The sequence below is a fragment of the Ruegeria sp. R8_1 genome (assembly GCF_017743815.1).
Lineage (GTDB): Bacteria > Pseudomonadota > Alphaproteobacteria > Rhodobacterales > Rhodobacteraceae > Ruegeria > Ruegeria lacuscaerulensis_A.
Genome location: NZ_JAGHRL010000009.1, coordinates 95,406 through 108,464, shown reverse-complemented (window position 1 = coordinate 108,464; position 13,059 = coordinate 95,406). Strand labels below are relative to the sequence as shown.

Below are 13,059 nucleotides of genomic sequence, written 5' to 3'. Positions count from 1 at the left end.
GCGATAAATAACCAAATAGTTACTTAATTGAAGTGCAGTTGGGCGGGCGTAGGCTTGCCCCAGGGAGGCTTGCATGAATCCGAACACAAAAAACAAATTTGGCCGCGTCGATCTGGAGGTTACCGCATTTGGCTTTGGTACCGCGCCCATCGGGAACATCTTTCGTGAGATCGACGAAGTGACTTCGGATGCGATGATCCAGCATTCGTGGGACAAAGGCGTTCGGTATTTCGACACCGCGCCGATGTATGGCCACGGGCTTTCGGAATTGCGAACAGGCCAAAGCCTGCGTTGGAAAAACCGGGACGATTATGTGTTGTCATCCAAAGTTGGCCGCGTTCTGAAACCGGCCAAACGCAGTGATATCAATTTTGAACCGTGGACCAATGCGGCCCCATTCACGATGCATTTCGATTATACTTATGACGGTGTCATGCGATCCTTCGAGGACAGCCTGCAGCGCATGGCGCTGGAGCGGATGGATATTTGCTTCATCCACGATATCGACGTTTTTACCCGCGGCGACGAACAGCCTGAAGTGTTCAGACAGGCGATGGATGGGGCTTGGAAAGCACTGGAATCTTTGCGCGATCAGGGTGTCGTCAAAGCCATTGGCGTTGGGGTGAATGAATGGGAGGTCTGCCACGCCGCACTCGAGCAGCGAGACTTTGACTGTTTCCTGTTGGCCGGGCGCTATACGTTGCTGGAACAGGATGCATTGGATAAGTTCCTGCCTTTGTGTGAACAACGTGGCGCGGCCGTGGTTGTAGGCGGAGGTTTCAACTCGGGCATTCTGGCAACGGGCGCCAAAGACGGGGCCAAATATAACTACGCTCCAGCCCCGGCCGAGATTATGGAAAAAGTTCGCAAGATCGAGGAGGTCTGTGCAGACTACGACGTGCCATTGCCCGCCGCTGCATTGCAATTTGTTGTAGCGCACCCGGCAGTTCCCACCTTTATGGCAGGCACCCGCACGGTCGAACAACTGGACCAGAACCTCAACTGGTTCAGCCACGATATTCCGGCTGCTTTCTGGGCGGATCTGAAAGCCAAAGGGTTGTTGCGCGAGGACGCGCCCGTTCCGCAATGACCATAGGGCTTTCAGCGGGGCAATACGGGTATAACGACCTAAAGGTCGGCGACGTGATGAAAACTGGTTCTGCGACGATTACGACGGACTTGATATCGTCCTTTGCTGACCTGACCGGAGACAAATACGCCTTGCACATCGACGACGACGTGGCGCGCGGGTTGGGGTACAAGGCCCGCGTTGCTCATGGGCTGTTGGTGCTGTCGGTTGTCGATGGGCTCAAGTTTCAATCGGATACGAAGCCGGCAGGTCTGGCGTCGCTTGGGTGGAACTGGCGTTTTGAGCAGCCTGTCTTTGCCGGAGATGAAATCAGAGCCGAGCTGACTGTGACCGCGAAACGCCTGACGTCATCGCAAAGCCGCGGCATCGTCACGTTTCAGTTCAATGTGTTCAATCAACACGATCAAATGGTGCAATCGGGCACCAATGACCTGATTTTTGACCTGTAGGTGGAGGCGATATGGTTGTTTCGATCCCTAGGCGCGTAATTTCCCAGATGGCGGCAAATAAGGCTGTCCAAACGGCCTTGGCGTTTGCTGATGAAAACGGGTGGAATGTCGCTGCGATCGTGGTCGACCTGAACGGGGATATGATCGCGGCGGGCCGCATGGACAAAACCCCCGCAGCCGTTATGACGTTCGCAATGGATAAGGCCCGAACAGCTGTGTTGGGCAAACCCACAACCGAATTCGCCAAGCGTATGTTGTCCAGCGCCGAATTGAACCTTGGTATGGTCAACCGTCCGGGTCTATGTGCTTGGGACGGTGGCTTGCCGATCCGCGAAGATGGCGAGTTGATAGGTGCAATCGGTGTGTCGGGGGCGGCCGGACCTGACGATGTTAAATGCGCCACGGCAGGCTTGGAGTCTATTGGGCTATAATTCGGCAGTGTTTGCACGCAGGACATTCACGAACAAAAGAGGCACCGGCACGTCTGTCTTTCACGCCGATAATGCGTCCCATTCCAAACCGAACTTTTGCAGGTATTTGCGTAAACGATCTGCGTCGTTTTGGGTTGTCCTCTTTTGACGGGATACGGCAAATAGTGTGCGGCCTGCCGCGCTGAGGCTAGGCGAGTTTCGGCATGTTTGAATTACCTTGGCCAGTTGGGCCAGATCGAACGGATCGATATCGTCGACCGCCGGTCCCAGAAGATCTCGGACCAATGCAAACTCGGCATCCTGCGCCGAGGCGCGCCAGTCAGATTGCAGGGTCCGGATTTCCTCGGTCACCATGGAACGCGTTATGCGCCCTCTGGGCGCTAGGGTGCACAACCGTTTCACGGAACTGCTAAAATCGCGGAAGTTTCCCGGCCACGGAGTCGCGGGGTTGGTGGCGAACCGGACGAAAGCGTCGCGTGCGTCGACATTGAAGCCGACCTGAGTACCCAGTGACCGTTCAGCCCGCCCCAGTTCAAAAGCAAGATTGGCCTCGACATCTTCGCGGCGGTCGCGCAACGCAGGCAACGTGAAGCTCCACATATTCAGACGGGCGAGCAGGTCAGGGCGAAAAGCGCCTTCGGCGGATAAAACTCGCAGATCTCGACTTGCACCTGCTATGACCTGAAACCGGGTGGACACCTCGTGGTCCGAGCCCAAGGGATAGAACCGTCCCGTTTCAATCGCATGCAACAGGATGGATTGTTCGTTCCATCCAAGTTCGTCAATCTCATCCAGAAACAGAACACCCCCATCCGCTTCACGCAATAGCCCGCTTCGTTCTGTGCCTGCCTGACCCGTAAAACTGCGCCGCTGCCCAAACAGTGTTGCCATGGCATCGGGGCCATTCAACGTGGCGCAATTTACGTGAACCATCCGGCCCTTGACCCGCCGCCGATCCAATTTGAGGTTGTAAATCCGCTGGGCCAGTTCTGTCTTTCCAGTGCCGGTTTCTCCTAGCAACAGGATGGGTTCGTTCGAGTTGCTGGCGATCAGCTCTATCCGGTCAATCAGCGCGTTATATCGCGGATTGCGCGTTTCAATTCCGCCCTTCAATTGGTCGCTGTATTCGCGGGACAATTGGTCGAAGCGCTGCTGCAGGGCGTTGTACCTGCTGAGGTCAAGGTCAATGATGTCGAACTTAGGGATGGCGTCATCCGGTCCGGGTGGCCCGGTCTGGATCAGTCGCGCGGGGATATGGCGACTTTCAGTAAGCAAAAACCAACAGATTTGTGCCACGTGGGTGCCGGTGGTCAGATGGACGTGATACTGCTCGCGGTCTTCGTCGAACCCATAGGCGCGGGCAAAGTCGAAAAGCTTGCCGTAGACCTCCTGAAAATCCCAAGGATCGGCCAGGTCCATACGATGCAACAGAACCTCGGTTTGGGGTGACAACTCTTCGATCTCGCGTTTGACCTGATGGGCGAGGCGATTGAACTTGTGGTCGTGCAGCAACTCAAGCCGATCGACGTTGAAGTTGTCATGGATAGTCAAGCTAGGCGTCGGTTTCCAGCGCCGCTTCTTTCCCATGTCCAGCTGCGTTCCTAGGAATCCAATGACAACGTTTTTCATGGTCTATCTAAATTTATATCCAACGATCCAGTTCTATCGTATCTCTGGTTGTAAATTTCATCAATAGTCAGAAATATTAATTTAAAACAATAAGATACGACGTTTTCAGTTTATTTTCTTATCCCGAGCTGTTCCGTGCCAAAACATCCTCACAAACCTACGAGGATAAGGAAATGGCGAACAAATCCGTGTTTGCATCGTTGAAGTGCCGGTTGCTGCCGAAAGCAACTGCGAAGAACGCCCATGGCGCGCCGGCTTATACGTATTCTGATGCCCATGCTCTGGCACAGGTCGCCGTGACCGGGACCTTCGGGGGCATGTTCTATCAGTCGCCGCAAGAAGAACTGGAATACGTTCTGGATGTGGCTGAAACCGTCGAGCCAAAGTACCTGGCGCAGGCTGCAATCTATGCCCGCCAGTCGGGATATATGAAGGACATGCCCGCTGTCTTGCTGGCTGTTCTGGCCCGGCGTGACCCGGTTCTTTTCCGGGCGGCTTTCGCTCGTGTGGTCGATAACGGCAAGATGCTGCGCACCTTCGTGCAAGTTATCCGGTCGGGTCAAACGGGGCGTAAATCTCTGGGGTCGGCACCGAAAGCGATGGTGCAGACCTGGTTGAACACCGCGTCTGATCGGGCGCTGCTGAATGCCAATATCGGGAACGACCCGTCTTTGGCTGACGTGATCAAGATGGTGCACCCGAAACCGGTCTCGGCCGAGCGGGAGGCGCTGTTTGCCTGGATCGTCGGGCGGCCGTGCAATCTGGCACGGCTGCCGCAGGCCCTAAGGGATTGGATCGCGTTTCGGGAAGCTGGCAAGGGTCCGGTGCCCGACGTGCCGTTCCAGATGCTGACGCAACTGGAACTCACTCAGGTCCAATGGGCGCGGATTGCGCGCAAGGGCTCGTGGCAGATGGTGCGGCAGAACCTGAACACGTTCCAGCGTCACGGCGTTTTCGACGTGACCCGCAACGTGGATCACGTGGCGGATTTGCTGCGCGACCCAAAAGCCATCGCCAAGGCACGGGCCTTTCCGTACCAGTTGATGGTGGCCGCGCAAAACGTGGTGCCGGATATGCCGCGCCCGATCGTGGATGCGCTGCACGACGCGATGGAGATCGCCGCGCAGAACGTGCCGCAGGTTGCGAGGCAGGTGGTTGTATGCCCGGACGTGTCGGGTTCGATGACGTGGTCCGTGACTGGGTATCGTCCGGGGGCAACCTCGGTCGTGCGGCATGTGGATGTGGCGGCGCTGGTGGCGGCGTCCTTCCAACGGGTGAACCGCGGGTGTCAGGTGTTGCCGTTCGATTTCGACGTGCGTGATGTGCGTCTGGAGCTGCGCGACACGATCCTGACCAATGCCGAGCGTCTGGCCAAACTGGCTGGAGGCGGGACGAACTGTTCCGCGCCGCTGGCCTGGTTGAACAAGCGCGGTCGCGCGCCGGATCTGGTGGTGTTCGTGTCCGATAACCAATCCTGGGTGGATGCCCGGAACGGTGGGCAGGGCACAGCGATGTTGAAGGAATGGGAGGTGATCAAGCGTCGCAACCCGAAGGCCAAGCTGGTCTGCATCGACATCGCCCCATACGGGACCACGCAGGCGCAGACGCGTGCCGATGTGTTGAATGTCGGCGGGTTCTCGGATGCGGTCTTTGACCAGATCGCGGCTTTTGCCCGCGGTCAATCCGGCCCGGATCATTGGGTCGCTGAGATCGAAAAGATCGACGTATAAACAAGGCTCGGGCGGTGCGCCGCCCCGGCCATCAGAACAACATCAGGCAGAATGCCGGTGGGACTACATCGCTTTTACCGATCCGCGCCCGTTGCGGGCGCTGTCTCGCCACCCCTTGTCTGCCTGACCCGAACGAAAGGACACGTCTCGGCGAATGCCGGTGGAACTACAGATTGTGAATCTCCAGGTCGCGGGTTCGAATCCCGCTCGTCCGAGCCCCACGGGGACGGACGGTAGCTCAGTCGGGTAGAGCAGGGCGTTTCACCAAACTCTTGTCGTCGAGACCCAAAATGAAAGGACACCCCCGGCGAATGCCGAAGGAACTACATGGCACCTCAGGGACAGGTCGAGCGGGTTCAACTCCCCTCCGTGCCGGCGCCCAGATGGCAAACGCATCTGCCCATTCAGATGCGGGGCGGGCCTCCCGAACTGTTTCTTCCACCCTTGTCGCCGGGGCCTGAATTTGAGTGAATAGGATGATGGACAATACATTTGACCCCGTAACGGGTGAACATCTGAAAGACTGGGGGCACCGCCCGGGCAAGCAATTCCCGTCCCTGCTGGCGCGCGCGAATGAGATGCGGGCCGAAGGGTTCGGGCTGGTGCGCATCCGGCAGGAGCTGGAGGGTGAGATCCCTCCGATTCCGCCAACTATGGATCTGCGCGCGCCGGGTGAGGTGCCGTTTCACGAGAATATCGACGCCAGTGACCCGGATGAGGAAGACAACGTCGATAAAGTTCGCGAAACGATGACCGCGCTGATGCGGACCCCGACGATTGAGGCCGGGGCGATCATGCCCGATGCCTGTCCGGCCGGTCCGATCGGCACGATCCCGGTTGGCGGCGTCGCGGCGGCGCGCAATGCGATCCATCCGGGGATGCATTCGGCCGACATTTGCTGCTCGGTTATGATCACCGATCTGGGCAATGCTGACCCAAAGGCCGTGCTGGATGCGGCGCAGTCGGTGACGCATTTCGGACCGGGTGGTCGGCCGCAGGGTAAGCGCTTTACAACCTCGCTGAAACTGCTGGATGCGTTCCGGGAAAATCCGTTTCTGGACAACCCGAAATCGCTGCGCATGGCGCAGGAGCATATGGGAACGCAAGGTGACGGGAACCATTTCCTGTTTGTGGGCCGCTCGCGTAAAACCGGGCGGACGGCGATTGTGACACATCACGGCTCGCGTGGGCCGGGGGCGGTTCTGTATAAGAACGGCATGGCCGTCGCGCATCGCTTCCGCAAGGAGCTGTCGCCGGGTACGCCCAAGCAAAACGCCTGGATTCCGGCTGACACGCAGGAAGGGCGCGACTATTGGGATGCCCTGCAACTGATCCGCAAATGGACCAAGGCCAACCACAACGCGATCCATCAGGCAACGGTTGAGGCCGCGCGGGTGGGCGATGTCGGGGACCGGTACTGGAACGAGCACAATTTCGTCTTCAAACGGGGCGATCTGTTCTATCACGGCAAGGGCGCTACCCCAGCGTGGGGTGACTATGCCGCTGACGCGACCGGGCTGACCCTGATCCCGCTGAACATGTCCGAGCCGGTGCTGGTCGTGCGCGGCAAGGATGCGGGTCACGGTCTGGGCTTCAGCCCACATGGGGCGGGGCGGAATTTCTCGCGTTCCGAACATAAGCGCCGGATGGGGTCCGTTACGCCGGATGAGATGTTGAAGGCGGAAACCGAAGGTCTGGATATTCGCTTCCATGCCGGCGGTGTGGATGCCTCGGAACTGCCGTCCAGCTATAAAAGCGCGGACAGCGTTGTGGCGCAGATCAAATCCTATGATCTGGCCGAGATCGAGGACTATATCGACCCCTACGGCTGTATCATGGCTGGTGATGTGCCGCCGTTCTGGAAGAACAAAAAGAAAGGCCGCAGGTAGCTGCGGCCTTCGTCATTTGTACGAGTTGGTCGGGATTTTGATGAAGCCCTCATTTGTATCCTGCTCGGGCGTTCCCGAAAGCTCTCGTCAGCTATGTTTCGCCAGCTGGTTGGGGTAATAACCAGCCCGGTCGACGTCTGCGGATCGGAAAAGGATTTACGTTAAATCCTCAACCCGTGCGTCAGGTGCATTTCGCTTAACGGACTCGATACCGTTGTCGCGTGCAGAGGTGGTTGTGTAGCTTTCGCTTGTACCGATTACCTGACCATTGCTGGCTTTCAGATTGAACATATGGCCACCGGATTTGGTTTCCTTGCGTTCGAATCTTTCGTCGCTCGGTGCGTTTGTTTTGACGGATGAAATACCGTTCTCGGCGCTTGATTTCTGGACATAGCCTTCGCTGGCCAGAATGATCTCACCGTTTCCGGCTTTCAGCCGAAACCTGAACTCTCCAGCCTTGTCTTTGTAAATCTCAAATTTGCCGGCCATGTGATGTCCCTCAATACTATTGCAATACTTGCCTGTGATGTTGCTACGTTTGGAGCGCGGCAACAAGAGTTTTCAGGATATTCTGGGTTTGCACATGACTAGGGCCGATATTCATCAAAAGCGAGCCTCGATTGCATTGCCCGTCTAATCTGAATTTACCGCAATCAAATGAGCGATTGGCAGGATTTGCGCCGCGATCTGATCTCTGAGTTGCGCGAGTGTCATATCGTCATTCTTGACGAACTCGACGAAAGCCTGATTCAGGGCATTGAAGATCAGTGCACCCAGGTCCGACGCAACAAGGCTTTGGCGCACTTGGCCTCGGTCTTGCAAGGCGGCGATCAACTCGGTCACTTGTGCCGCGAGGCGGCGATCCTGCTCAGCGTAGCGCCGACCGCTTGGCGTATTGGGGTGCTCGATTGAATGCGCGATCGCCGTACGCCACATCTCTTTCGAGAGATATTCAAGGGAGTGGTCGTAATACTGGTAAATCAGACCCAGGATCGCGTCCTCGACGCGTAAAGGCGGGTTTGCCAGGATCGGCGCGCCCGCTGTGATGACCTCTTCGACCTCCATTGCGACCGTGGCGATCAGGATGTCCCCTTTGGTTTCATAGTAGTTGTAAACAGTGCCGACCGAGACCTCGGCCATCTCAGCCAGATCTTCGATTTTCACGGATCGATACCCGTGTGACCGGAATTTCGCAGACGCAGCTTCCAGGATGCGCCGCTCGCGCGCCGCCTTTTGCCGCTCTCTTAATCCTGCCATTTGGAAAAACGACCTCGTTTGGCATAAATCTAAGTTTAGAGTTGACTACAAAGGTGAGGCTGTTCAAGTTTTTTGTGACAGACCCGGAAAAAAACAGGGCAAACCGAAATCAACAGGAGATGAAACGAATGCAAATTGGACGTAAAATCCTTGGTGCGTCGGCGCTGGCCCTGATGGCTGGTACGGCCTGGGCCGAAGGCGAACTGAATGCTCTGGTGTGGTGCGACCATACCGATCCCGAACTGATCGCTCCGTTTGAGGCGAAGCACAACGTCAAGGTCAATTTGCGGGAATACGAAGGAACGGGCGCGGCACTTGCGCTGCTGGAGCAATCCAGACCCGGTGATTGGGATGTGCTTGTGGTCGACGGGATCGATGTGTTTCGCGCTGTTGAGGCTGGTGTTTTGGCCCCGCTGCCCGAGGGCGCGGTCTCGACTGCGGATTACTTCCCCGAAGTTGTCATGGCCGAAAACAACACAGTTGACGGCGTGACCTATGCCGTGACCGAGAAATTTGGCTACAACACGATCTCGTACAACTCGGCCAAGGTCGATCCCGCGGATATGGAAAGCCTGAGCACTGTCTGGTCCGAGAAATACGACGGGCGGATTTCGATCTATGACTACTACCTGCCCGTGATGGGGCTGGCCGCCATTGCCGAAGGTATTGCAACGGACGCAATTGGCGCGGGAGATTTGGCAAAGATCGACGGAGTCCTTTCAACCATGCGAAGCCGAGCTGCCTCGGTCGCGGGGGTGGTTGCCGCGCAAACCGCTTTGGCGACCGGCGAGGTGGATATCGTTGTCGGTGGGGGTGAGTGGCTGACGGCCGTGCTCGCCTCGGAACAGCCGGAACTGACATGGACCATCCCCAAGGAGGGCGCGGTTCGCTGGGCGCAATCCATCGGCGTGGTCGAGGGGGCCAGTAACCCTGATCTGGCGGTTGAGTTCATCAAGTACATCACCAGCCCCGAAGGGCAGGCCCGTCTGGCGACATCTTCGTGCTTTTGGGGAATGCCCGCAAATGCCAAGGCCGGAGACGTTCTGACCGACGCACAGAAAGACATCCTGCGCTGGGATCAACAGCCTGGCTATCTGGCGTTGACACAGCTTTACCCTGCACCGGATGCAGATCTGGACATCGAAATGCAGGATCTGTGGCTGGAAACTCTGCAGCAGTGAACATGTCCAAGGACCAGGTCCGAGGCTGGGGCTTTGTAACCCCGGCCCTGCTGTGGACCATCGCCTTTTTCATCGTGCCTTTCGTTGTGATGGGCGCGATGAGCCTTGCTTCGCTTGAAGGGCGAACGCTTGTTTGGGACCTGTCACTGGCCAACTACGCCAAGCTGCTTGAAAAGAAATATCTGTGGCGGGCGATCCTGGTTTCGCTGGAAATCACGCTGACGGTGACGGTGATCTCGGTCGTGCTGGCTTATCCGCTGGCCTGGATCATTGCCTTTCGTGTTTCACCACGCTGGCAGCGTCTGGCCCTGCTACTGGCGATCCTGCCGTTCTGGACCTCCTATGTGGTGCGCTCCTATGCATGGTTGCTGGTTCTGGCGCGTGAGGGCGTGGTGAATGAGACGCTGATGTGGATCGGAGCCATCGCCGAGCCGATCACACTGGCCAATACGCGCTTTGCGACGGTGACGGGCTTTGTCCATTTCTTTGTCATGCTTTTGACCCTGACGATCTATGCCAACCTGATCCAGTTGTCCCCGAACTATCGTAGGGCGGCAATGGACCTTGGCGCCAACGCGTTTCAAACCTTCCGGCACGTGATCCTGCCGCTGACCTTGCCAGGTATCGTCACGGGGGCGTTCCTGACTTTTGTCCTATGTATCGGCGACTACGTCACGCCGCAGATTCTGGGCGGCAACACCGAACTGACCGTGCCACAAGTCATCATGGTGCAACTGGGACGGCGTGCGGATTTCCCGCTGGCTTCGGCGCTGGCCATTGTCTTGATGAGCATCGTCGCGCTGGCCTATTTGCTGTCCGCCCGCTGGTTAAGGCTTGACCGGCTATGATGCGCTTTCTGCCCTGGGCCTACCTGATCGCTGCTTTTGTCTTTATCTACCTTCCGGTGGGCGTGCTGGTCCTGTTCTCGTTTCAGGAAGGATCGCTGCCAGTGCCACCGTTCAACGGGCCGTCCCTGCAATGGTACCAGACCATTCTTGGGGACGAGGATTTGATGGCAGCGCTGCGCAATTCGATCCTTGTCGCATTCGGGTCGTCTGCGGTCGCCGTGGCGCTTGGGTTTCTGGCGGCATACGGGCTTGCGCGGCACGTTCTGCCGGGGTCGGCCCTGATCCGAGGGCTGCTGATTGCTCCCCTCACAGTCAGCTACCTGATCGTTGGGCTGGGTCTGCTGATCGTTCTGACGCGCTCGGGCTTTGGCGTTTCGCTTTGGACCGCAGCGATTGGGCATGTGGTCATCAACTTGCCGCTGGCTTTCGCCATCATCTATGCCTCGATGGGAGCGCAACAGCAAAACGCCGAACGCGCCGCCCGCGATCTGGGCGCGTCCGAGCCCAAGGTGATCGCGTTGGTGACAATACCGATGTTGCTGCCCTCGATTGCGGCGGCCTTTTTCTTGTCGGTCACGCTCAGTTGGGATGAGTTTATCATCTCCTTCCTGTTGACCCGCTTTGACGTCACCTTGCCGGTTGAAATCTGGTCGTTGCTCAGGTCGGGCCTGTCGCCGCAACTGAACGCAATCGGCAGCTTTGTCTTCCTCATATCAGTGGCCGTTGTGCTGCTGCTGGAACTCACCATCTTTCGGAAAGGCCGCCAATGACCGCGTCTGTCACGTTTTCGGGTCTCAATCACTGGTTTGGTCAGTTTCAGGCGCTGTCCGGGATCGACCTGCAGATCGAGGCCGGTGAATACGTGACTCTGCTGGGCCCGTCCGGCTGCGGTAAGACCACTCTTTTGTCGATCCTAGGGGGGTTTCTTGAGCCTACCCAAGGCCGCGTGCTGATCGGCGGTCAGGATATGACCCGTGTAGCGCCGGTCAAACGTCCCACGACCACGGTGTTTCAGGATTATGCCCTGTTTCCGCACATGTCCTTGCGCGACAATGTTGGCTTTGGCCTGCGTATGAGCGGTGTGGCTCGGAAAGACCGCCACGCACGCGCCGAACAGATGCTGGATCTGGTTGGCCTGAAGGATGCGGCGCTCAAACGTCCTCATGCCTTGTCCGGTGGGCAGCGACAGCGCGTCGCCCTCGCGCGGGCTCTGGCGGTCAATCCGGACGTTCTGCTGCTGGACGAACCGCTGGGCGCGCTGGACCTCAAGCTGCGGCGATCCATGCAGGACGAGTTGAAAAGCATTCAGCAACAGATCGGCACAACTTTTGTCCATGTTACCCATGATCAGGAGGAAGCCATGGCGATTGCCGACCGGATCGTGGTCATGAGCCGGGGCCGGATCGAGGATCACGGTACCCCGGACCGAGTCTACCGCCATCCGGCAACCCTGTTCACGGCGGATTTCATGGGCGAAAATAACCACATTTCAGGTGTGAAATCCGGGGCGGGTGTTGAAACGCCGTTTGGACTATTGCCAGCCCTGAACGCTCCGGCCTCGGCCAAAGCCGCAATCTGCCTGCGCCCCGAGGATATCCGCGCCGACGATCAAGGATCATTCCCGATGGGGCGGGCCACGGTGACTGCGGCGGCCTTTTTCGGAACCTATTGCCGGGCGCATCTTTCACCGGCCTGTGCCCCGGATTTGAGCCTGACGGCCTATCTGGCCCCCGACCGCCACTGGGCGCAGGGCGATGTGGTATCGTTATCCGCAGATGTCGAGAATTTTCGCCTGTTCGAACCGGAGACCCCCTGATGCAACGCGCGCAACCGCAGGATTGGTACCGCACCACCCGCAAAGGTGAAGACGTCACCTTGATCGATGAGCCTTTCATCACGCCTTTTTATCGCTGCAACATGTGGCATGTGCGTGGGCGCGACCGAGATATGCTGGTCGACAGCGGAATGGGCGTTGTGTCGTTACGGACATGGGTGCCTCTGGTGACGGAACGTGCGTTGACGGCGGTCGCAAGCCACACCCATTTCGACCATATCGGCTGTCATCATGAGTTCGAGGATCGCGCTGTCCACAGGGCCGAGGCTGATATTCTGGCCAATCCGACGCGCGTGGCGACGCTGGCGGACCCCTACGTGACGGACGAGATTTTCGACTGCCTGCCGCCCTTGCCCTACCGATCCGAGACATATGCGGTCAGCGGTGCGCAGGCGACGCGACTGCTGGACGATGGCGATATCGTCGATCTTGGGGACAGGCATTTCGAGGTGATCCACACGCCGGGTCATTCGCCGGGCGGAATTGCCTTGTGGGAGGCCGCAACGGGCATCTTGTTCTCGGGCGATATTGTCTATGATGGCGAGTTGATCGAAGACACCTATCACAGCAATGCGCAGGACTACTACCGCTCTATGGTGCGCTTGTATGATTTGCCGGTGGAAACCGTGCATGGGGGTCACTTCCCCAGCTATGGCCGAGACCGCCACCGCGAAATCATTCGTGCGTGGTTGGATGGAAAGAACGCGTCGACGGCGTAAAT

General features: G+C 57.9%; 13 protein-coding genes. 10 read left to right on the top strand and 3 right to left on the bottom strand.

Going from position 1 to position 13,059, the window contains the following annotated elements:
• Window positions 1-73: 73 nt before the first annotated feature.
• Genes J7380_RS18385 through J7380_RS18375 form a run of 3 tightly spaced genes read left to right on the top strand, consistent with a single transcriptional unit; the run spans window position 74 to window position 1,970 of the window.
• Window positions 74-1,090 (top strand): aldo/keto reductase, encoded by a 1,017-nt coding sequence (locus J7380_RS18385; RefSeq protein WP_209197635.1) that lies wholly within the window; start codon window positions 74-76, stop codon window positions 1,088-1,090.
• A complete protein-coding gene (locus tag J7380_RS18380) occupies window positions 1,087-1,539 on the top strand; it encodes a MaoC family dehydratase (RefSeq protein WP_247742629.1) in 453 nt (150 codons plus the stop codon). The genes J7380_RS18385 and J7380_RS18380 overlap by 4 nt, the downstream gene beginning before the upstream one ends.
• An 11-nt stretch (window positions 1,540-1,550) precedes the next feature.
• Window positions 1,551-1,970 carry a heme-binding protein gene (locus tag J7380_RS18375; protein WP_209197633.1) on the top strand — a complete coding sequence of 140 codons (420 nt, stop codon included), beginning with the start codon at window positions 1,551-1,553 and terminating at the stop codon, window positions 1,968-1,970.
• Window positions 1,971-2,030: 60 nt separating this feature from the next.
• Here the strand turns inward: J7380_RS18375 and rtcR are convergent, their stop codons facing one another.
• Window positions 2,031-3,599: an RNA repair transcriptional activator RtcR gene (gene rtcR / locus J7380_RS18370; RefSeq protein ID WP_209197631.1), complete on the bottom strand. Its 1,569-nt coding sequence runs from the start codon at window positions 3,597-3,599 to the stop codon at window positions 2,031-2,033.
• Window positions 3,600-3,772: 173 nt separating this feature from the next.
• Here rtcR and J7380_RS18365 point away from each other — a divergent pair, with 173 nt between their 5' ends.
• Window positions 3,773-5,329 carry a VWA domain-containing protein gene (locus tag J7380_RS18365; RefSeq protein WP_209197629.1) on the top strand — a complete coding sequence of 519 codons (1,557 nt, stop codon included), beginning with the start codon at window positions 3,773-3,775 and terminating at the stop codon, window positions 5,327-5,329.
• Between the two features lie 476 nt (window positions 5,330-5,805).
• Entirely contained in the window at window positions 5,806-7,218 is a 1,413-nt protein-coding gene (locus J7380_RS18360) for an RtcB family protein (protein ID WP_209197627.1), read from the top strand.
• A gap of 156 nt (window positions 7,219-7,374) precedes the next feature.
• Here J7380_RS18360 and J7380_RS18355 read toward each other — a convergent pair whose 3' ends face one another.
• The gene (locus tag J7380_RS18355; RefSeq protein WP_209197625.1) at window positions 7,375-7,707 is read right to left on the bottom strand and encodes a YegP family protein; all 333 of its coding nucleotides are present in this window, start codon (window positions 7,705-7,707) and stop codon (window positions 7,375-7,377) included.
• Window positions 7,708-7,851: 144 nt separating this feature from the next.
• A complete protein-coding gene (locus J7380_RS18350; RefSeq protein ID WP_170356351.1) occupies window positions 7,852-8,475 on the bottom strand; it encodes a TetR/AcrR family transcriptional regulator in 624 nt (207 codons plus the stop codon).
• 128 nt (window positions 8,476-8,603) lie between these two features.
• Between J7380_RS18350 and J7380_RS18345 the strand changes: the two genes are divergently transcribed.
• Genes J7380_RS18345 through J7380_RS18325 form a run of 5 tightly spaced genes read left to right on the top strand, consistent with a single transcriptional unit; the run spans window position 8,604 to window position 13,057 of the window.
• Window positions 8,604-9,656 carry an extracellular solute-binding protein gene (locus J7380_RS18345; protein ID WP_209197616.1) on the top strand — a complete coding sequence of 351 codons (1,053 nt, stop codon included), beginning with the start codon at window positions 8,604-8,606 and terminating at the stop codon, window positions 9,654-9,656.
• Window positions 9,657-9,658: 2 nt separating this feature from the next.
• Window positions 9,659-10,504, top strand: coding sequence for an ABC transporter permease (locus J7380_RS18340; RefSeq protein ID WP_170356353.1), 846 nt, complete (start codon window positions 9,659-9,661; stop codon window positions 10,502-10,504).
• Entirely contained in the window at window positions 10,501-11,274 is a 774-nt protein-coding gene (locus J7380_RS18335; RefSeq protein ID WP_209197614.1) for an ABC transporter permease, read from the top strand. Before J7380_RS18340 ends, J7380_RS18335 begins: the two co-directional genes overlap by 4 nt.
• Complete coding sequence (locus J7380_RS20605; protein WP_209197612.1) at window positions 11,271-12,320, top strand: ABC transporter ATP-binding protein; 1,050 nt, start codon at window positions 11,271-11,273, stop codon at window positions 12,318-12,320. The genes J7380_RS18335 and J7380_RS20605 overlap by 4 nt, the downstream gene beginning before the upstream one ends.
• Window positions 12,320-13,057 (top strand): MBL fold metallo-hydrolase, encoded by a 738-nt coding sequence (locus tag J7380_RS18325; RefSeq protein WP_209197610.1) that lies wholly within the window; start codon window positions 12,320-12,322, stop codon window positions 13,055-13,057. Before J7380_RS20605 ends, J7380_RS18325 begins: the two co-directional genes overlap by 1 nt.
• Window positions 13,058-13,059: the final 2 nt, after the last annotated feature.

What these genes read in the sequence shown, in the direction of transcription:
- J7380_RS18385 (WP_209197635.1), top strand. Translation starts at nt 74, where the DNA reads ATGAATCCGAACACAAAAAACAAATTTGGCCGCGTCGATCTGGAGGTT.
- J7380_RS18380 (WP_247742629.1), top strand. Translation starts at nt 1,087, where the DNA reads ATGACCATAGGGCTTTCAGCGGGGCAATACGGGTATAACGACCTAAAG.
- J7380_RS18375 (WP_209197633.1), top strand. Translation starts at nt 1,551, where the DNA reads ATGGTTGTTTCGATCCCTAGGCGCGTAATTTCCCAGATGGCGGCAAAT.
- rtcR (WP_209197631.1), bottom strand. Translation starts at nt 3,599, where the DNA reads ATGAAAAACGTTGTCATTGGATTCCTAGGAACGCAGCTGGACATGGGA.
- J7380_RS18365 (WP_209197629.1), top strand. Translation starts at nt 3,773, where the DNA reads ATGGCGAACAAATCCGTGTTTGCATCGTTGAAGTGCCGGTTGCTGCCG.
- J7380_RS18360 (WP_209197627.1), top strand. Translation starts at nt 5,806, where the DNA reads ATGATGGACAATACATTTGACCCCGTAACGGGTGAACATCTGAAAGAC.
- J7380_RS18355 (WP_209197625.1), bottom strand. Translation starts at nt 7,707, where the DNA reads ATGGCCGGCAAATTTGAGATTTACAAAGACAAGGCTGGAGAGTTCAGG.
- J7380_RS18350 (WP_170356351.1), bottom strand. Translation starts at nt 8,475, where the DNA reads ATGGCAGGATTAAGAGAGCGGCAAAAGGCGGCGCGCGAGCGGCGCATC.
- J7380_RS18345 (WP_209197616.1), top strand. Translation starts at nt 8,604, where the DNA reads ATGCAAATTGGACGTAAAATCCTTGGTGCGTCGGCGCTGGCCCTGATG.
- J7380_RS18340 (WP_170356353.1), top strand. Translation starts at nt 9,659, where the DNA reads ATGTCCAAGGACCAGGTCCGAGGCTGGGGCTTTGTAACCCCGGCCCTG.
- J7380_RS18335 (WP_209197614.1), top strand. Translation starts at nt 10,501, where the DNA reads ATGATGCGCTTTCTGCCCTGGGCCTACCTGATCGCTGCTTTTGTCTTT.
- J7380_RS20605 (WP_209197612.1), top strand. Translation starts at nt 11,271, where the DNA reads ATGACCGCGTCTGTCACGTTTTCGGGTCTCAATCACTGGTTTGGTCAG.
- J7380_RS18325 (WP_209197610.1), top strand. Translation starts at nt 12,320, where the DNA reads ATGCAACGCGCGCAACCGCAGGATTGGTACCGCACCACCCGCAAAGGT.